General features: G+C 70.8%; 17 protein-coding genes. 10 read left to right on the top strand and 7 right to left on the bottom strand.

The features are described from left to right. Positions 1–71: 71 nt before the first annotated feature. A complete protein-coding gene (locus D9C15_RS27400) occupies positions 72–1,394 on the bottom strand; it encodes an MFS transporter (RefSeq protein ID WP_128002122.1) in 1,323 nt (440 codons plus the stop codon). Beyond that, positions 1,391–2,029: an NAD(P)H:quinone oxidoreductase gene (gene wrbA / locus D9C15_RS27395; RefSeq protein ID WP_128002120.1), complete on the bottom strand. Its 639-nt coding sequence runs from the start codon at positions 2,027–2,029 to the stop codon at positions 1,391–1,393. Before wrbA ends, D9C15_RS27400 begins: the two co-directional genes overlap by 4 nt. A 100-nt stretch (positions 2,030–2,129) precedes the next feature. Here wrbA and D9C15_RS27390 point away from each other — a divergent pair, with 100 nt between their 5' ends. From D9C15_RS27390 to D9C15_RS27380, 3 genes are all read left to right on the top strand, one after another. Continuing rightward, positions 2,130–3,053, top strand: coding sequence for a LysR family transcriptional regulator (locus D9C15_RS27390; protein WP_128002118.1), 924 nt, complete (start codon positions 2,130–2,132; stop codon positions 3,051–3,053). A 387-nt stretch (positions 3,054–3,440) separates the two neighbouring features. After that, positions 3,441–3,776: a hypothetical protein gene (locus D9C15_RS27385; RefSeq protein ID WP_128002116.1), complete on the top strand. Its 336-nt coding sequence runs from the start codon at positions 3,441–3,443 to the stop codon at positions 3,774–3,776. Positions 3,777–4,053: 277 nt separating this feature from the next. Next, complete coding sequence (locus D9C15_RS27380) at positions 4,054–4,821, top strand: DUF4397 domain-containing protein (protein ID WP_128002114.1); 768 nt, start codon at positions 4,054–4,056, stop codon at positions 4,819–4,821. A gap of 22 nt (positions 4,822–4,843) precedes the next feature. Here D9C15_RS27380 and urtE read toward each other — a convergent pair whose 3' ends face one another. The 5 genes from urtE to urtA form a co-directional block, all read right to left on the bottom strand. Further along, on the bottom strand, positions 4,844–5,536 hold the full coding sequence (urtE, locus tag D9C15_RS27375) for an urea ABC transporter ATP-binding subunit UrtE (RefSeq protein ID WP_128002112.1): 693 nt from the start codon (positions 5,534–5,536) through the stop codon (positions 4,844–4,846). A gap of 2 nt (positions 5,537–5,538) precedes the next feature. After that, positions 5,539–6,417, bottom strand: coding sequence for an urea ABC transporter ATP-binding protein UrtD (urtD, locus tag D9C15_RS27370; RefSeq protein ID WP_128002110.1), 879 nt, complete (start codon positions 6,415–6,417; stop codon positions 5,539–5,541). Further along, positions 6,414–7,535, bottom strand: a complete 1,122-nt coding sequence (gene urtC, locus D9C15_RS27365) for an urea ABC transporter permease subunit UrtC (RefSeq protein WP_128002108.1) — start codon at positions 7,533–7,535, stop codon at positions 6,414–6,416. Before urtC ends, urtD begins: the two co-directional genes overlap by 4 nt. Then, positions 7,532–9,115 carry an urea ABC transporter permease subunit UrtB gene (gene urtB, locus D9C15_RS27360; RefSeq protein ID WP_128002106.1) on the bottom strand — a complete coding sequence of 528 codons (1,584 nt, stop codon included), beginning with the start codon at positions 9,113–9,115 and terminating at the stop codon, positions 7,532–7,534. The genes urtC and urtB overlap by 4 nt, the downstream gene beginning before the upstream one ends. Before the next feature lie 134 nt (positions 9,116–9,249). After that, positions 9,250–10,527 (bottom strand): urea ABC transporter substrate-binding protein, encoded by a 1,278-nt coding sequence (gene urtA, locus D9C15_RS27355; protein ID WP_128002104.1) that lies wholly within the window; start codon positions 10,525–10,527, stop codon positions 9,250–9,252. A gap of 153 nt (positions 10,528–10,680) precedes the next feature. Between urtA and D9C15_RS27350 the strand changes: the two genes are divergently transcribed. From D9C15_RS27350 to mnhG, 7 genes are all read left to right on the top strand, one after another. After that, on the top strand, positions 10,681–11,577 hold the full coding sequence (locus D9C15_RS27350) for a universal stress protein (RefSeq protein ID WP_128002102.1): 897 nt from the start codon (positions 10,681–10,683) through the stop codon (positions 11,575–11,577). 73 nt (positions 11,578–11,650) lie between these two features. Beyond that, entirely contained in the window at positions 11,651–14,554 is a 2,904-nt protein-coding gene (locus D9C15_RS27345) for a monovalent cation/H+ antiporter subunit A (protein WP_128002100.1), read from the top strand. After that, positions 14,554–14,898: a Na+/H+ antiporter subunit C gene (locus D9C15_RS27340; RefSeq protein ID WP_128002098.1), complete on the top strand. Its 345-nt coding sequence runs from the start codon at positions 14,554–14,556 to the stop codon at positions 14,896–14,898. Before D9C15_RS27345 ends, D9C15_RS27340 begins: the two co-directional genes overlap by 1 nt. Then, a complete protein-coding gene (locus tag D9C15_RS27335) occupies positions 14,895–16,544 on the top strand; it encodes a monovalent cation/H+ antiporter subunit D (protein ID WP_128002096.1) in 1,650 nt (549 codons plus the stop codon). Before D9C15_RS27340 ends, D9C15_RS27335 begins: the two co-directional genes overlap by 4 nt. Continuing rightward, positions 16,541–17,029, top strand: a complete 489-nt coding sequence (locus D9C15_RS27330) for a Na+/H+ antiporter subunit E (protein WP_128002094.1) — start codon at positions 16,541–16,543, stop codon at positions 17,027–17,029. The genes D9C15_RS27335 and D9C15_RS27330 overlap by 4 nt, the downstream gene beginning before the upstream one ends. Next, entirely contained in the window at positions 17,026–17,304 is a 279-nt protein-coding gene (locus D9C15_RS27325) for a K+/H+ antiporter subunit F (RefSeq protein ID WP_128002092.1), read from the top strand. Before D9C15_RS27330 ends, D9C15_RS27325 begins: the two co-directional genes overlap by 4 nt. Then, on the top strand, positions 17,301–17,639 hold the full coding sequence (gene mnhG / locus D9C15_RS27320) for a monovalent cation/H(+) antiporter subunit G (protein WP_310734512.1): 339 nt from the start codon (positions 17,301–17,303) through the stop codon (positions 17,637–17,639). The genes D9C15_RS27325 and mnhG overlap by 4 nt, the downstream gene beginning before the upstream one ends. Positions 17,640–17,641 lie beyond the last annotated feature (2 nt).

The following is a 17,641-nucleotide window of genomic DNA, read 5'->3' as shown; positions in this document are numbered from 1 at the left end:
TCATCGAGCACATCGGACAACGCCCGCTGTGGCTCAACGGAGCACACGCGCGTGACAGGGCCATTACGCGTTCATGTGCTGTGCTGTCGCGGACCGGAGCGCACGCGATCGGCTCCGGTTGCGGGAGGCCCCATAGGTCTGCTTGCTGCGGGGCTGTGATGAGCTTGCGGCGCCTGGGTTTCGGTGGCCCGCGGAGTTCGCGTGCCGGCCACGGGCCTGGGCAGCAAGCACACCGAGGCCACGATGCCCGTCCCCGCCAACGCGGCCACGCCAGCTGCCAGCGCAGGCCATCCCCCCGTGGCGATGAGCGCAGCGCCTGCCGCCGGACCGGCGACCAGCCCGAGATTGTTGCCTTGCATCATCATCCCGAGTGTGAGGCCCAGGGTTGATGCATGCGGCGCCTGCGCCGGCGCTTCGGCGAAGAGCGCCGGTGGCACGAGGCCGGCCACCGTGGCGAATGCGACGACGAGCCAGTAACGCGGCCAGGCGCCGAGCGATTCCATGGCCACCGAAAGCGCGAGCAGAGCGCACACGCCGAGCGCTCCCGCCACCAGCGAGGCGGGCCGCATGCCCCGCGCGAGCAGGGCGCCGCCCGCCAGGTTGCCGGCGCCACCGCTCGCGATGGCGAGCGCGGTCAGCATGTTGGCCTGCGCCGGCGTGGCGGCCAGGCCGCCGTCCAGCACGACCGGCAACAGTCCGAACAAGGCGAACCACGCGCCGGCGTACAGCATGAACAACAACAGCAAGGCGAGCGGGCCGCGCGCGAGCAAGGTGCGGCGCAACGGCAGGGCACTACCTCGTGAGGGCGAGTGCTTGGTCCCGTCGCGCGGTGCGCGCCATGCGGCCAGTGCCGCATAGCCCAGCGCGAGCCCGCTGCCCACCCACCACAGCACCCTCCAGCCCGCGGCCAGCAGCCACGGCGAGGCGAGCAACACGAGCGCCATGCCGGCGGGCATGAAGGCGCTCCAGGCCGCCATCGGACCTGCGGCGCGCGAGGCAGGAACGACACGCGCGATCAACGCGGGCGCGGCCACGATCACGGCGAGGAACCCGACGCCTTCGACCAGCCGGCTCGCGATCAGCAGCGTCGCATTCTGAGCCGCGGCGCCGGCAGCCGATGCCGCGCCCTGCAACGCGAGACCGGCCACCAGTGTGCGGCGTGCGCCCAGCCTGTCGGTCGCCGTGCCGATGGCAATGCCGAACAACGCGCCCACGACGCCGAAGGCGGAGAGCAGCCAGGCCACCCGCTCCAGCGGCAGGCCGAGAGCGACCTGCATCGCCTGCATTGCCGCCGGTGCTTTGCCGAGCTGCACGGCGGAGACGAGTCCGGCTCCTACCAGCAGCAAGGTCATGGGCCAGGGCGATTCGCGGGCGGCGCCTTTCGGGGTGTTCATGCCGCCTGCCGGGCCTGCCGCCCGAGCAACAGGTCGCGCGCCACGCACGCCACATGAGCGCCCTGGAAGCGCGCGCCCGCCAGCTCGTTCGCGCTGGGTTGCCTGTCGCCGCCTTGCCCATCGTCGGCGATGGTCGACGCTCCATAGGGGCTGCCACCCGTCACCTCGTCCATGCGGTTCTGCCCCTTGAAGCTGTACGGCAGCCCGACGATGAGCATGCCCAGGTGCAGCAGCGGCACATGGCTCGTGAGCAGCGTGGCCTCCTGCCCGCCGTGCTGCGAGCCCGTGGAGGTGAACACGCTGCCCACCTTGCCGACCAGCGCATCCCGCGCCCACAGCCCGCCTGCCTGGTCGATGAAGTTCTTCATCTGCGCTGCCATCGTGCCGAAGCGCGTGGGCGTGCCGAAGATGATTGCGTCGTACTCCACCAGCTCCTCGACGCGTGCAACGGGCGCGGGCTGCGCCAGCTTGTAGCGCGCCCGCTCGGCCACCTGCGGCGGCACCAGCTCGGGCACGCGCTTGAGCCGGGCCTCTGCCCCAGCCACTTCGGCGCCCTCGCGCACCGCGCGCGCCAGGGCTTCCACGTGGCCGTACGACGAGTAGTACAGCACCAGCACACGGGGTCGGATCGTCATGTGGTTTCCTCCATGCAGGTTTGACGGGCGCACTTTGAGCCATGAAGCCGATCGACGGAAGCCACATAATTTCGACCCAAACGATCGATAGAGTGGATCAGTGATCGACACCTTGACCCTGGGCCAGTTGCGCACCTTCGTGGCCATCGCCGAAGCGGGCGGCTTCCGTGCCGGGGCGGCGCGGCTTCGGCGTGCGCAATCGGCAGTGAGCCATGCCGTGGCCAGCCTGGAGGCCGAGCTCGACATCACGCTGTTCGACCGCCGCGGGCGGCGCCCGGTGCTCACGCCGGCTGGCATCGCGCTGCTGGAAGACGCGCGCGCCGTCTTGCTCAAGGTCGACACCATGCGTGCACGTGCGCAGGGCGTCGGCATGGGGCTCGAGCTCGAGTTGCCCGTGGTCGTCGATACGTTGTTTCCGTTGCCGCTCGTCGGCAAGGCCTTACTCGCCGTGCACCAGCGCTATCCCGGCGTGCGCGCGCAGTTGCAGGTGGCGCCCCTGGGGGGCCCGCTCGTGGCGTTGCTGGACGGCCGCTGCGCGCTGGCGGTGACAGTCGGCGACGAACTGAACGATCCCCGGCTGACCAAGGAGCCGCTGGGTACCGTCGCCGTCGTGCCCGTCGTTGCTGCGAGCCACGCGCTCGCCGACCGCATTCGCCCGCGCGCACGCCTGCGGCTCGAAGACATCACCGAACACCTGCAGATCGTGCTGAGCGACCCGACGCCGATGTCGACGGGGCGTGACTTCAACGTGCTTTCGCCGCAGACCTGTCGCGTCGGCACGCAGGAAGCCAAGCTGGCCCTCATCGAGGCCGGCCTCGGCTGGGGCCGGCTGCCGCTGTGGACTGTGAAGAAGGCACTCGACGAAGGGCGGCTCGTGAAGCTTCCTTCGCGCAGCCTCGGGGCGGCGGGCGAGTCGCGCGAGCAGGCGTACGTGGTGCACCGGCGCGACCGGGTGCGCGGTCCTGCGGCGACCGCGCTGCGCGACGAACTGCTGGCGCGGCACGCAGCGGTTCGCGGCGCTTGAGGCGCGGCCGCTTCCGTTCAGCCTTCGAACAGGACCTACGCGCATCGCCGCTTCATGCGTCGCGAGAGGTTTGCCGGTACGCAGCTACGGCAGCTCTGGCAGGCATATCCCGGGCCCGGCGACGGCGTGACCGCTTATTTGGACGGATCCTGCTGGCGTCAACGACTTGACGATCCCGAAGAGAACTGCCGGCTGGGCAAGGCCGGGACAAGTCGCGCACCGCGCAATGGTTCCTGTGTGCCGTTCGGGCATCCCCACTGTGGCCGTTCGTAAGCAACCGCTTGTGGCCGTCCATGGCCCTCCAGAACGGCCCTGGCGGCCTTGGCCACGCTCGGCTGCCACGCGGCGTGCCGCCATCGCGGATTGGTCGGTCGCTAGACTCGTGCGATGCCGCGCCGCGATGCACGCCACCATCACCACGTGTACGTCGTCGAACTGTCCGACCGGGTGTGGAACGAGGCGAGCTTCCGCAAGGCGAACCCGGATTGGCAGCTCGGCAAGCCGTTCGTCTACGTCGGCATGACCGGGCTCGACCCCGATCTGCGCTTCGACAAGCACAAGGCCGGCATTCAGGCCAATCGATTCGTCCGTGAGTACGGGCTGCGCCTGCTGCCGCACCTGTACGAGGTCTACAACCCGATGCCGTACGAGGCCGCGCGAGAGATGGAAGTGGAGCTCGCGATCGGCTTGCGCGAGGCGGGCTACGGCGTGTGGCAGGCCTGAGCGAGGGCCCCGCGTGACGGTGCACCGTGCATCCCTGCACCGGTGCTTCGCGAACAGCGGCTCCCGGCCGCGAGGCGACTCCAATGTCATGCAATCGAACGCACAGGCGCGTGAGGGCCCGCGCCCGCGCCGGACGCGCCGGCACGCGGCCTTGTCCCACACGGTCGTAGGCGCCGGCCGACAGCGGCACGCCGTCGGCGCCGACATCCGCCGTGCCGACCCGGTCCTAGATTGGTGGAGCACTGAACCCCTCGTCCCGCCACGAAAGGACCCTTCCATGAACCGCTCGCTCAAGCTCCTGCTCGCCGCCGTCCCGTTTGCGCTGCTCGCCGCCTGCGGCGGCGGCAACGACAACGCCGACGACCGGCTCGACCTCGCCGACCCCAAGATCCGCCTGGTGCACGCCATCCCGCTCGCCCCCGAGGTGACGCTGTACCGCCAGGACCAGACCGTCGCGCCCGAGCTGAGCGGCCTGGCCTACAAGGACGCCTCGCCCTACGTGGAGATCGGTACCGACACCTTCCGCTGGGACGTGAAGACCACGAGCGCGCCCGCGCTGACGGTGGGCAGCGTGACCTTCGACGCCGGGCGCGGCAACAAGTACACGCTGCTCGCCGTGCCGGGCAGCGGCTCGCTGACCGACGTGGTGATGATCGACGACCCCTACAACAAGGGCATCGTCTCCGACAACGCCCGCGTGCGCCTGTTCAACGCCTCGTTCAACGCCGCCGCGCTGGACGTGTACCTGAGCGCCCCGGGCGCCGACCTGGCCACGCAGCCCCCCACCTTCGCGGCGGTGAACTACAAGGTGGCGGTGCCCGAATCGGGCCAGGACTCGCGCGAACTCGAGGGCGGCAACTACCAGCTGCGGCTGACGACCGCCGGCACCAAGGACGTGATCTTCAGCGCCAACGTCAACCTGGCGAAGAATGCCGACTGGTTGCTCGCCACCGTGCCGGCCAGCGTCAGCCCGAACGACGTGAAGGTGCTGGTGGTGCAGGCCGACGACGGCGAACCGGCCATCGAGCTGTCGGATGCGCCGTGAGGCGCTCCGGCGGTGGGCGAGATCAGATCGCCATCTTCTCCCGCACGCCGTCGCGCGCCATGTCGGCGCCGCGGCCGCGGGCGACGATCTCGCCGCGCTCCATCAGCAGGTACTGGTCGGCCAGCTCGGCGGCGAAGTCGTAGTACTGCTCCACGAGCACGATGGCCATGGTCTTGCGGTCGGCCAGCATGCGGATCACGCGGCCGATGTCCTTGATGATGCTGGGCTGGATGCCCTCGGTCGGCTCGTCGAGGATCAGCAGCTTCGGGCCCGCGGCGAGCGCGCGCGCGATCGCGAGCTGCTGCTGCTGGCCGCCGGAGAGGTCGCCGCCGCGGCGGTTCAGGAACTGCTTGAGGATGGGGAACAGCTCGAACAGCTCGGCCGGGATCGGCGTGCCGCCGCTCTTGTAGGCCAGCCCCATGCGCAGGTTCTCCTCGACCGTCAGGCGGCCGAAGATCTCGCGGCCCTGCGGCACGTAGCCTACGCCGCGGCGCACGCGCTCGTAGGGCGTCAGGCGCGTGATGTCCTGGCCGTCGAGCTTGATCGTGCCGGTCTTGACCGGCACCACGCCCATCAGGCTCTTCAGCAGCGTGGTCTTGCCCACGCCGTTGCGGCCGAGCACCACCGTCACCTCGCCCACCTTGGACTCGAAGCCGAGGTTGCGCAGGATGTGCGAGCCGCCGTAGTACTGGTTGATGCCGTCGACGCTGAGCATGCTCACCTTCCGAGGTAGACCTCGACGACCTTCTCGTTCGCCTGCACGTCGGCGAGCGAGCCCTCGGCCAGCACACTGCCCTCGTGCAGCACCGTGACCTTCTTGCTCGGCTTGCCCTGCGTCAGCTCGCCGATGAACTTCATGTCGTGCTCCACCACCACCAGCGAATGGCTGCCCTCGAGCGAGAGGAACAGCTCGGCGGTGCGCTCGGTCTCCTCGTCGGTCATGCCGGCCACGGGTTCGTCGAGCAGCAGCAGCTTCGGGTCCTGCATCAACAGCATGCCGATCTCGAGCCACTGCTTCTGGCCGTGGCTGAGCAGCCCGGCGGTGCGCTGCGCGGCCTCCTTCAGGTGGATCAGCGTCAGCACCTCGCCGATGCGGTCGAGCTGCGTCGGCGTGAGGCGGAAGAACATCGAGGCCCGCACGCCGTGGTCGGTCTTGAGCGCCAGCTCGAGGTTCTCGAACACCGTCAGGTGCTCGAAGACCGTGGGCTTCTGGAACTTGCGGCCGATGCCGATGGTGGCGATCTCGTTCTCGCGCAGGCGCAGCAGGTCGATGGTCGAGCCGAAGAAGGCCTTGCCGGCATCCGGCCGGGTCTTGCCGGTGATCACGTCCATCATGGTCGTCTTGCCGGCGCCGTTCGGGCCGATGATGCAGCGCAGCTCGCCGGCGCTGATCGACAGGCTGAGCGCGTTGAGCGCCTTGAAGCCATCGAAGCTGACGGTGATGTCGTCGAGGTAGAGGATGGCGCCGTGCGTGACGTCGAGTTCGCCGGTGACGACGCGGCCGTAGCTCGCGCCGCCGGACACCGCCTTCTGCGCGACGATCTTCTCGTGTTCGGCGCGGATCTGCGCGCCGGCCTTCATCAGGTCCGGCGTCACGAGCGCACCTCCTTCTTCGCGCGCCGCAGCAGCCCGACGATGCCGTGCGGCAGGAACAGCGTCACCGCGATGAACATCGCGCCCAGCACGTAGAGCCAGAACTCCGGGAAGTACTGCGTGAACACGCTCTTGCCGCCGTTGACGACGAAGGCGCCGAGGATCGGCCCGACCAGCGTGCCGCGCCCGCCCACCGCGGCCCAGATCGCCATCTCGATGCTCGCCGCCGGGCTCATCTCGCTCGGGTTGATGATGCCCACCTGCGGCACGTACAGCGCACCGGCGATGCCGCACATCACCGCCGAGATGACCCAGATGGTCAGCTTGTAGCGGATCGGGTCGTAGCCCGTGAACATCACGCGGCTCTCGGCGTCGCGGATGGCCTGCAGCACGCGGCCGAACTTGCTGCCCACCAGCCACCGCGCCATCAGGTAGAAGCCGATCAGCGTGAGACCGGTGATCACGAACAGCAGCATGCGCATCTGCGGCGTGGCGATCGGGATGCCGAGGATGCGCTTGAAATCGGTGAAGCCGTTGTTGCCGCCGAACCCGGTCTCGTTGCGGAAGAACAGCAGCATCGCGGCGAAGGTCATCGCCTGGGTGATGATGGAGAAGTACACGCCCTTGATGCGCGAGCGGAAGGCGAAGTAGCCGAACACGAAGGCCAGCAGCCCCGGCGCGAGCACCACCATCGCGAGCTGGAAGCCGAAGCTGTCGCTGAACACCCAGTGCCAGGGGAACTCCTTCCAGTTCAGGAACACCATGAAGTCCGGCATGTCGGACTGGTACTGCCCGTCGCGGCCGATCTGGCGCATCAGGTACATGCCCATCGCGTAGCCGCCGAGCGCGAAGAACAGGCCGTGGCCGAGCGAGAGGATGCCGGTGTAGCCCCAGATCAGGTCCATCGCCAGCGCGCAGATCGCGTAGCACATGATCTTGCCCACCAGCGCGACGGCGAAGTCGCTCATGTGGAGCACATGGCCCTCGGGCACGACGAGGTTGAGCACCGGCGCGAGCACGACCACGGCCAGCAGCGCGGCCAGCACGCCGAACCAGCTGGACAGCGAGAGGAAGCGCGTGGCCGGCACCGGCGCGGCGGAGGCGGGCAGGACGGCACTCATGCTTCGGCGCTCCGGCCCTTCATGGCAAAGATCCCCTGTGGTCGCTTCTGGATGAAGATCACGATGAAGACGAGCACCATGATCTTGGCCAGCACCGCGCCGGCCCAGCCCTCCAGCAGCTTGTTCAGCACACCCAGGCCGAGCGCCGCGTAGACCGTGCCGGCGAGCTGCCCCACGCCGCCGAGCACCACGACCAGGAACGAGTCGACGATGTAGCTCTGCCCCAGGTCGGGCCCGACGTTGCCGACCTGCGACAGCGCACAGCCGGCCAGCCCGGCGATGCCCGAGCCGAGCCCGAAGGCGTAGGTGTCCACCTTGGCCGTATCGACGCCCACGCAGGCGGCCATGCGGCGGTTCTGCGTCACGCCGCGCACGAACAGGCCAAGCCGGGTGCGCGCGATCAGCAGCGCCATGCCGGCCAGCACCAGCGCCGCGAACACGATGATCGCGATGCGGTTGTAGGGCAGCGTCAGGTTGCTCATCACCTGCAGTCCGCCGGACAGCCAGGCCGGGTTCTCCACCGGCACGTTCTGCGCGCCGAACAGCGAGCGCACGCCCTGCATCAGCACCAGGCTGATGCCCCAGGTGGCCAGCAGCGTCTCGAGCGGGCGGCCGTAGAGCCAGCGGATCACGCTGCGCTCCATCGCCGCGCCGACCAGCGCCGAGGCCAGGAAGGAGGCCGGGATCGCCACCAGGATGTAGGCGTCGAACAGCCCGGGCAGCCAGCTGCGGAACAGGTTCTGCACCAGGTAGGTGGCGTAGGCCCCGATCATGATCAGCTCGCCGTGCGCCATGTTGATCACGCCCATCAGGCCGTAGGTGATGGCCAGGCCGAGCGCGGCGAGCAGCAGGATGGAGCCGAGCGAGATGCCGGTGAACACCACGCCGGCGCGTTCGCCCCAGGCGAGCTTCGCGCGGATGGCTTCCAGCGCACGCGACAGCGCCGCGCGCACCTCCGGGTCGGTCTCGGCGTCGGGCGCGAGGCGCTCCTGGATCAGGCTCGCGACGCTCGCCTGCCCGCTGCCGGCCAGCGCCGCCACGGCCTCCAGGCGCCGGGCCTTGTCCGGCGCGGCAACCAGGATGGTCGCGCGCATGCGATCCAGCGCTTGCTTCAGCGCCGCGTCGCTCTCGGCCGCGTAGGCCTTGTCGATCAGCGGCAGCTGCGCTTCCTCGAGCGACTCCTTCTGCAGCTCGGCGATGCCGGCGCGGCGCGTGGCCAGGTCGGGCGAGAACAGCTGCAGCGCGGCACGCGCCGCGTTCAGCGCACCGCGCACGCGGTTGTTGTTGACGACGTCTTCCGCCTCGGCCGGCAGCGTGGCCGGCGCACCGGTGGCGGCGTCGACGGCCTTGTCGTCGCGCACCACGAAGACCTGCTCGCCGGCCACCTTGACCGCATCGTCGAGCAGCGCCTGCACGAACTCGCCGAGCCCCGGCGCCCCGTCGGCGGCAGCCGCGTTCAGCGCCGCGATGCGCTCATCGCTGTCGCCGTCGGCAATGGCCCTGGCCTGCGCGGCGGTGAGGGCATGCGCCACCCAGGGCGCACACAGCAGCAGACAGCAGAGAACGAGGCGTCGAAGCATGGAGATCGGGCGAGCAAGATGTGGGCCGGGCGCAGCCCGCCCGCGCCATCGAGTGGACGCCGCGGATCCGGCTTCGCCGGTCCGCTGGCGTCGCCCCCCTTCGAGGGGGGAGCGCCGTCAAGGCGCTCGGGGGGTCACTTCTTCTCAGGAACGTTCTTCTTGTCCTTGTTCTCCGGGATGAAGTCGCTCCACGGGTCGGCCACGACCGGGCCCTTGGTCTTCCACACCACGTTGAACTGGCCGTCGGCCTTCACCTCGCCGATGAACACCGGCTTGTGCAGGTGGTGGTTCTCCTTGTCCATCGTGGACGTGAAGCCGCCCGGCGCCGGGAAGGTCTGGCCGGCCATCGCGGCGATCACCTTGTCGGTGTCGGTGGACTTGGCCTTGGTGACCGCCTGGGCCCACATGTGGATGCCGATGTAGGTGGCCTCCATCGGGTCGTTGGTCAGCGGCTTGTCCTTGTGGCCGGGGATGTTCTTGGCCTTGGCGTAGTCGCTCCACTGCTTCACGAACGCGGTGTTGGCCGGGCTCTTGATCGACATGAAGTAGTTCCACGCCGCCAGGTGGCCCACGAGCGGCTTGGTGTCCACGCCGCGCAGCTCTTCCTCACCCACCGAGAAGGCCACCACCGGCACGTCGGTCGCCTTCAGGCCCTGGTTGCCGAGCTCCTTGTAGAAGGGCACGTTGGAGTCGCCGTTGATGGTCGAGACCACCGCCGTCTTCTTGCCTTCGCTGGCGAACTTCTTGATCTTGGCGATGATGCTCTGGTAGTCGGAGTGCCCGAACGGGGTGTACTCCTCCATGATGTCGGCCTCGGCCACGCCCTTGCTCTTCAGGAAGGCGCGCAGGATCTTGTTGGTCGTGCGCGGGTACACGTAGTCGGTGCCCAGCAGCACCCAGCGCTTGGCCGAGCCGCCGTCCTTGCTCATCAGGTACTCGACGGCGGGGATGGCCTGCTGGTTCGGCGCGGCGCCGGTGTAGAACACGTTCTTCGAGAGCTCCTCGCCCTCGTACTGCACCGGGTAGAACAGCAGCGAGTTGGTCTCCTCGAACACCGGCAGCACCGACTTGCGGCTCACCGAAGTCCAGCAGCCGAACACCGCGGCCACCTTGTCCTGCGTGATCAGCTGCTTGGCCTTCTCGGCGAAGAGGGGCCAGTTCGAGGCCGGGTCGACGACCACCGGCTCGAGCTTCTTGCCGAGCACGCCGCCCTTGGCGTTGATCTCGTCGATCGTCATCAGCGCCACGTCCTTCAGCACGGTCTCGGAGATGGCCATGGTGCCGGACAGCGAGTGCAGGATGCCGACCTTGATGGTGTCGGCGGCACGCGCCATCTCGGTCAGGCCCAGCGCGCAGGCGGCGGCGCCGAGGGCGATGAGGGTCTTGCCGGCGAGGCGACGGGAAAGTTTCATGGGCGGTTGCTCCTGGTTGGGATGCACACAGGTTAGGTTGACCCCTCGCCGGGGCCAATACGCAAGGTGGCGTAGGCTGCGGGCACGGGCCGGAACCTGCGGCGGTGCGCAGGATCCATCCCGGCAACCCGCACGCAACCAGACCACCTGCCCATGAGCGCCCTGCACGCCATCGTCGCCGCGACCGACCTGTCCACGCCCGCGGCCGACGCCGCGGAGCGCGCCGCGCTGCTGGCGCAGGCGGCCGGCGCGAGGCTGACCCTTGTGCACGCCCTCAGCACGAGCGCGCTCGAGGAACTGCGTCGCGGGCTGGAGGGCGGCGACGCGGCCGCCGCCACGCTGCAGGACGATGCGCGCGCGCGGCTGCACGAGCAGGCCGCCGCGTTGGCCCGGCGCCATGGGCTGGCGGTCGACGCGGAGCTGGCGCTGGGGAACCCGGTCGAGGCGGTCGGCCACGCGGCCGAACGCACCGGCGCCGACCTCGTGGTCACCGGCACGCGCGGCGCCGGCCTGCTGCGCGGGGTGGTGATCGGCTCGACGGCCGAGCGCATCGCGGCGCGCTCCGCGCGGCCGGCGCTGATGGTGCGCCGGGCGCCCGCGCAGGCCTACCGGCGCGTGCTGGTGGCGCTGGACTTCTCGCCCTGCAGCGCGGCGCTGCTGGCGCTGGCCGCACGCGTGGCGCCCGCGGCGGAACTGGTGCTGCTGCACGCCGTCGAACTGCCCTTCGAGAGCCGGCTGCGCACTGCGGGCGTGGCCGACACCACGCTCGCGCAGTACCGCGAGCGGATGCGCCGGGAGGCGCGCGCGCGGCTGGAGGCGCTGGCCGCCGCGGCGGGCCTGGCCGCGGCGCGCACCGGCTTCGCCACGCCCGACGGCGCCGACCCGTGGATGCAGATCGTGCAGGCCGAACGGGCACAGTCCTGCGACCTGGTCGCCATCGGCCGCCAGGGCCGCAGCACGCTGCAGGACCTGCTGCTCGGCAGCACCACGCGCACGGTGATGGCCGAGGGCAGCGCCGACGTTCTCGTGGCGCCGCAGCCCGCGGCGTGACGCGGCGCCTCGCGTCCCGGCCGGTGCCCCGGCGCGCCGGCGGGGCGGGTGGGCCTTCCTAGAATCGCCCGCCATGCCGCTGCTGCTGATCCTGCTGCTGCCCTTCGTCGGCGCCGTCGTCGCGGCGCTGCTGCCGACCAATGCGCGCAACCTCGAGTCGTCGTGGGCGGCCGCGGTGGCGCTCGCCGTGGCGGTGCCGCTGGCATTGCTCTACCCCGAGGTGGCCTCGGGCACGGTGCTGAGCGAACGCCTCGCCTGGCTGCCCAGCCTGGGGCTGGACATCGTGGTGCGCCTCGACGGCTTCGCCTGGATGTTCGCGATGCTGGTCAGCGGCATGGGCCTGCTGGTGGTGGTCTACGCGCGCTACTACCTCTCGCCGGAGGACCCGGCGGCGCGCTTCTACTCGCTGCTGCTCGGCTTCATGGGCGCGATGCTCGGCGTGGTGGTGTCGGGCAACCTGGTGCAGCTGGTGGTGTTCTGGGAACTGACCAGCGTGTTCTCGTTCCTGCTGATCGGCTACTGGACGCACCGCAAGGACGCCCGCCGCGGCGCGCGCATGGCCTTCACCGTCACCGCCACCGGTGGGCTGGCGCTGCTGGCCGGCGTGCTGCTGATCGGCCACATCGCCGGCAGCCACGAGCTCGACGTGGTGCTGGCCGCCGGCGAGGCGGTGCGTGCCCATGCGCTCTACCCGCTCGCGCTCGGCCTGGTGCTGCTGGGCGCGCTGACCAAGAGCGCGCAGTTCCCGTTCCACTTCTGGCTGCCGCATGCGATGGCCGCGCCCACGCCGGTGTCGGCCTACCTGCACTCGGCGACGATGGTGAAGGCCGGCGTGTTCCTGCTCGCGCGGCTGTGGCCGGTGCTGGCCGGCAGCGAGGCCTGGTTCTGGATCGTCGGCGGCGCGGGCCTGGCGACGCTGCTGCTCGGTGCCTACGCGGCGATGTTCCAGAACGACCTGAAGGGCCTGCTGGCGTATTCGACCATCAGCCACCTCGGGCTGATCACGCTGCTGCTCGGGCTGAACAGCCCGCTGGCCGCGGTGGCGGCGGTCTTCCACATGATGAACCACGCGACCTTCAAGGCCTCGCTGTTCATGTCGGTGGGCATCATCGACCACGAGACCGGCACACGCGACATGCGCCGCCTCGACGGCCTGTTCCGCGCCATGCCCGTCACCGGCACGCTGGCCATCGTGGCCTGCGCGGCGATGGCCGGCGTGCCGCTGCTCAACGGTTTCCTCTCCAAGGAGATGTTCTTCGCCGAGACGGTGTTCGTCACGGCGCACCCGTCGGTGGAGATCCTGCTGCCGGCGGCGGCCACGCTGGCCGGCGTGTTCGCGGTGGTGTACTCGCTGCGCTTCGGTCACGACGTGTTCTTCGGCCCCACCTCGGGCGATTGCCCGCGCCAGCCGCACGAGCCGGTGCACTGGATGCGCGTGCCGGTTGAGCTGCTGGTGCTGGCCTGCGTGGTGGTGGGCACGCTGCCGGCCTGGTCGATCGGGCCGATGCTCGCCACGGCGGCCACGCCGGTGGTCGGCGGCAGGCTGCCCGACTACAGCCTCGCGCTGTGGCACGGCTTCAACGAGCCGCTCGTGATGAGCCTAGTGGCCAGCGCCGGCGGCGTGCTGGTGTACCTGCTGTTCGCCGAGCGGCTGCGCCGGCGCACCCGGCGTGGCGCGGCGCTGATCGGCGCGCTGGATGGCCAGCGCCTGTTCCACGCCACACTCGCGCTGGCCAGCGACCTGGCGCGCCGCGCCGTGCGCTGGCTGGGCACGCGGCGGCTGCAGCCGCAGCTGCTGATGATGTTCGTGATCGCCGGCCTGGCCGGCCTCGGCTCGGCGCTGATCGTGCCGCTCGCCTGGGGCGACCGCGCGCGCGTGCCGGCCACGCCGGAGTTCGTGGCGCTGTGGCTGATCGCCGGCGCCTGCGCCATCGGTGCGGCCTGGCAGGCCAAGTTCCACCGCCTCGCTGCGCTGACCCTGCTGTCGGTGGTCGGCCTGGTGCTGTGCATCACCTTCGCCTGGTTCTCCGCGCCCGACCTCGCGCTCACGCAGCTCGCCGTGGAGGTGGTGACCATGGTGCTGTTCCTGCTCGGCCTGCGCTGGATGCCCAAGCGCGTCGAGGAAGACGACCCGCGCACCACGCTGCGTGCCCGCTGGCGGCGCCGGCGCGACCTGGTGCTGGCGCTGCTGGTCGGCGTCGGGCTGTCGGTGCTCTCGTATGCGCTGCTGACGCGCCATGCGCCGCTGTCGATCTCGCCCTTCTTCCTCGAGAACGCGCTGCCCGGCGGCGGCGGCACCAACGTGGTCAACGTGATGCTGGTCGACTTCCGCGCCTTCGACACGCTGGGCGAGATCACCGTGCTGGGCATCGTCGGCATCACCGTCTATGCGCTGCTGCGGCGCTTCCGCCCGCCGCAGGAGGTGATCGACCGGCCGGCGCAGCAGCGTGTCATCCCCGCCAGCGCGGTGAGCGACCTGCAGAGCGAGGGTGAGGGCGAGGCCGCGCAGCGTTACCTCGAGGTGCCGGCGGTGCTGGTGCGGCTGCTGCTGCCGGTGGCCTTCGTGTTCGCGTTCCATCTCTTCATGCGCGGCCACAACGAGCCGGGCGGTGGCTTCGTCGCCGGGCTGGTGGTGGCGATCGCCTTCATCGCGCAGTACATGGTCGGCGGCACGCGCTGGGTGGAGGCGCGCCTGCGCCTGCTGCCACCGCGCTGGATCGCCTTCGGCCTGGCCGCCGCGCTGGCCACCGGGCTGGGCTCGCTGGCGCTGGGCTACCCCTTCCTGACCACGCACACCGCCCATGTGCACTGGCCGCTGGTCGGCGAGGTGCACCTGCCCACTGCCGCGCTGTTCGACCTCGGCGTGTTCGCCGTGGTGGTCGGCTCCACGCTGCTGCTGCTGACGGCCATCGCGCACCAGTCGCTGCGCGCGCGCCGCCAGCAGGCCGCCGCCGACGATCACGAGGAGCAGGCCTGATGGAGATGATCATCTCGCTCGCGGTGGGCGTGCTGGCCAGCGCCGGCGTGTGGCTGGTGCTGCGCCCGCGGACCTTCCAGGTGCTGATCGGCCTGTCGCTGCTGTCCTACGCGGTCAACCTCTTCATCTTCAGCGTCGGCAGCCTGGCGATCGACGCCGAACCCATCGTCGCGCCCGGCGTGCCGGCCGACCTGGCGCACTACAGCGACCCGCTGCCGCAGTCGCTGGTGCTCACCGCGATCGTCATCGGCTTCGCCACCACGGCGCTGTTCCTGGTCGTGCTGCTGGCGCTGCGCGGCCTGTCCGGCGGCGACCATGTCGACGGCGAGGAGGAGGCGCCATGACGCTGCCCTTCGGCCCCGAGCACCTGGTGGTCGCGCCGGTGCTGCTGCCGTTGGCCACCGCCGCGCTGATGCTGCTGCTCGGCGAAGGCCGGCGCGGCCTGAAGGCGGTGCTCAACCTGGCCTCGGCGGCGCTCGGCCTGGCGTTCGCGGTGGCGCTGCTGCTGCGCGTGGACGCGGCGTCGGCACCGTCGGCCTTCGCCGTCTACCTGCCGGGCAACTGGCCGGTGCCCTTCGGCATCGTGCTGGTGGCCGACCGGCTCTCGGCGCTGATGGCGGTGCTCGCCGGCGCGGTGGGCCTGGCCGCGCTGCTCTACGCGCTGGCGCGCTGGCAGCACGCCGGCGTGTACTTCCACGTGCTGTTCCAGCTGCAGCTGATGGGCCTGTACGGCGCCTTCCTGACCGCCGACCTGTTCAACCTGTTCGTCTTCTTCGAGGTGCTGCTGGCGGCCAGCTACGGGCTGCTGCTGCACGGCGGGGGCATGGCGCGGGTGCGCGCCGGGCTGCACTACATCGCCATCAACCTGGTGGCCTCGCTGCTGTTCCTGATCGGCGTGGCGGTGCTGTACGGCGTGACCGGCACGCTGAACATGGCCGACATCGCCCACAAGCTGCCGCTGGTGCCGGCCAGCGACCGCGGCCTGCTGCACGCCGGCGCGGCCATCCTGGCGGTGGCCTTCCTCGCCAAGGTGGCGGTCTGGCCGCTGAACTTCTGGCTGCCGCCGGCCTACGCCGCGGCCAGCGCGCCGGCCGCGGCGGTGTTCGCCATCCTCACCAAGGTCGGCGTCTACGCGCTGCTGCGGCTGTGGACGCTGTGCTTCCCGGCCAGCGCCGGCGCCTCGGCCGGCTTCGGCGGCGAGGTGATGGTGTGGGGCGGCCTGGCCACGCTGGCCTTCGGCGCCGTCGGCATGCTGGCCGCGCAGCAGTTCGCGCGGCTGGCCGGCTTCAGCGTGATCGCCTCGTCGGGCACGCTGGTGGCGGCGATCGGCTTCGGCCAGCCGGCGCTGACCGGCGGCGCGCTGTTCTACCTCGCCACCTCCACGCTCGCCAGCGCGGCAATGTTCCTGCTCGTCGAGCTGCTCGAGCGCAGCCGGCAGGTCGAGCTCGGCCCGGCGCAGCTCGACGACGGCAACGACGCGCTGCCGGTGTTCTTCGACGCCGAGCCGCCGCCGAGCACCAACCTCGACGACAACGAGGAAGCGCTGATCGGCCGCGCCATCCCCGCCGCGCTGGCCTTCCTCGGCGTCTCGTTCACCGTCTGCGCGCTGGTGGTGGCCGGGCTGCCGCCGCTGGCCGGTTTCGTCGCCAAGCTGGCGATGCTGACCACGCTGCTGGAGATCGGCTCGGGCCGCAGCTGGGCGCTCTTCGGGCTGCTGATCGCCTCCGGCCTGCTGGCCGCCACGGCGCTGATGCGCGTGGGCATCCGCCACTTCTGGACCGCCGGCGACGCCCCGGCGCCACGGCTGCGCGTCGCCGAGACGCTGCCGGTGGCGGCGCTGGTGGCGGCGCTGGTCGCGCTGGTGCTGCACGGCGAGGCCATGCTCGGCTACACGCGCGAGGCCGCGCAGGCGCTCCACGAGCCGCAGCGCTACATCGACGCGGTGCTGGGCACGCGCCCGGTGTTGCGCGCCGCGGGAGCCGCGCCATGAAGCGCTGGCTGCCCTCGCCCTGGCTCTCGCTCGGCCTGTTCGGCGGCTGGCTGCTGCTGACGCGCAGTACCAGCCCCGGCCAGCTGCTGCTCGGCCTGCTGGTGGCGGTGGTGATGCCGCTGCTGGCGCAGCCGCTGCGCCCGCGGCCCGGGCCGCTGCGGCGCATCGGCGTGCTGGTGCGGCTGATCCTGCGCGTCGGCCGCGACGTGCTGCGCTCGGCGCTCGACGTGGCGCGCGGCGTGCTGCGCTCGCGCCGCCAGCCGCCGCGCGGCACCTTTGTCGTCGTGCCGCTGGCGCTGCGCGACGAACACGCGCTGGCCGCGCTGGCGATGATCACCGCCGTGGTGCCCGGCACCGTGTGGTGCGAGCTGGCACCCGACCGCAGCGCGCTGCTGATGCATGTGTTCGATCTCGACGACGAGGCGGCCTTCCTCGCCCACTTCCGCACCGACTACGAGATGCCGCTGAAGGAGATCTTCGAATGAGCCCCTTCCTCGCCCTGGCGATCGACGCGACGCTGGTGCTGTACGTGCTGGCCATGGCCATCGGGCTGCTGCGCGTGGCGCGCGGCCCGAGCGCGCAGGACCGCGTGCTGGCGCTCGACTTCCTCTACATCGTCGGCATGCTGGTGATGCTGGTGCTGGCGGTCCGCTACGACAGCCGGATGTACTTCGAAGGCGCGCTGCTGATGGTGCTGTTCGGCTTCGTCGGCTCGGTGGCGCTGGCCAAGTTCCTGCTGCGCGGCGAGGCGATCGAATGATGCCGCCGCCGGCCGAGATCGCTGTCGCGCTGCTGCTGCTGGCCAGCGGCGCCGTGGTGCTGGTGGCCGCGCTGGGCCTGGCGCGCCTGCCCGACTTCTTCGCGCGCATGCATGCGCCGGCGCTGGCCTCCACGCTGGCGGCCTGGATCGTCACGTTGGCGTCGATCATCCACTTCAGCACCCGTGGCGGTGGACTCGCGCTGCACGTCTGGCTGGTGATCATCGTGCTGTCGATCACCGCGCCGGTGACCACCATCGTGCTGGCACGCGCCGCGCTGTTCCGGCGCCGCCAGGCCGGCGATGCGCTGCCGCCGCCGCTGGGCGGCCGGCTGTAGCG

It is taken from the genome of Piscinibacter defluvii (assembly GCF_004011805.1).
In the GTDB taxonomy this organism is placed as follows: domain Bacteria; phylum Pseudomonadota; class Gammaproteobacteria; order Burkholderiales; family Burkholderiaceae_C; genus Piscinibacter; species Piscinibacter defluvii.
This window is presented reverse-complemented; position numbering and strand designations above follow the sequence as displayed.

What these genes read in the sequence shown, in the direction of transcription:
- mnhG (WP_310734512.1), top strand. Translation starts at nt 17,301, where the DNA reads ATGATGCCGCCGCCGGCCGAGATCGCTGTCGCGCTGCTGCTGCTGGCC.
- D9C15_RS27335 (WP_128002096.1), top strand. Translation starts at nt 14,895, where the DNA reads ATGACGCTGCCCTTCGGCCCCGAGCACCTGGTGGTCGCGCCGGTGCTG.
- D9C15_RS27325 (WP_128002092.1), top strand. Translation starts at nt 17,026, where the DNA reads ATGAGCCCCTTCCTCGCCCTGGCGATCGACGCGACGCTGGTGCTGTAC.
- urtC (WP_128002108.1), bottom strand. Translation starts at nt 7,535, where the DNA reads ATGAGTGCCGTCCTGCCCGCCTCCGCCGCGCCGGTGCCGGCCACGCGC.
- wrbA (WP_128002120.1), bottom strand. Translation starts at nt 2,029, where the DNA reads ATGACGATCCGACCCCGTGTGCTGGTGCTGTACTACTCGTCGTACGGC.
- urtA (WP_128002104.1), bottom strand. Translation starts at nt 10,527, where the DNA reads ATGAAACTTTCCCGTCGCCTCGCCGGCAAGACCCTCATCGCCCTCGGC.
- D9C15_RS27340 (WP_128002098.1), top strand. Translation starts at nt 14,554, where the DNA reads ATGGAGATGATCATCTCGCTCGCGGTGGGCGTGCTGGCCAGCGCCGGC.
- D9C15_RS27330 (WP_128002094.1), top strand. Translation starts at nt 16,541, where the DNA reads ATGAAGCGCTGGCTGCCCTCGCCCTGGCTCTCGCTCGGCCTGTTCGGC.
- D9C15_RS27380 (WP_128002114.1), top strand. Translation starts at nt 4,054, where the DNA reads ATGAACCGCTCGCTCAAGCTCCTGCTCGCCGCCGTCCCGTTTGCGCTG.
- D9C15_RS27345 (WP_128002100.1), top strand. Translation starts at nt 11,651, where the DNA reads ATGCCGCTGCTGCTGATCCTGCTGCTGCCCTTCGTCGGCGCCGTCGTC.
- D9C15_RS27350 (WP_128002102.1), top strand. Translation starts at nt 10,681, where the DNA reads ATGAGCGCCCTGCACGCCATCGTCGCCGCGACCGACCTGTCCACGCCC.
- D9C15_RS27385 (WP_128002116.1), top strand. Translation starts at nt 3,441, where the DNA reads ATGCCGCGCCGCGATGCACGCCACCATCACCACGTGTACGTCGTCGAA.
- urtE (WP_128002112.1), bottom strand. Translation starts at nt 5,536, where the DNA reads ATGCTCAGCGTCGACGGCATCAACCAGTACTACGGCGGCTCGCACATC.
- D9C15_RS27400 (WP_128002122.1), bottom strand. Translation starts at nt 1,394, where the DNA reads ATGAACACCCCGAAAGGCGCCGCCCGCGAATCGCCCTGGCCCATGACC.
- urtB (WP_128002106.1), bottom strand. Translation starts at nt 9,115, where the DNA reads ATGCTTCGACGCCTCGTTCTCTGCTGTCTGCTGCTGTGTGCGCCCTGG.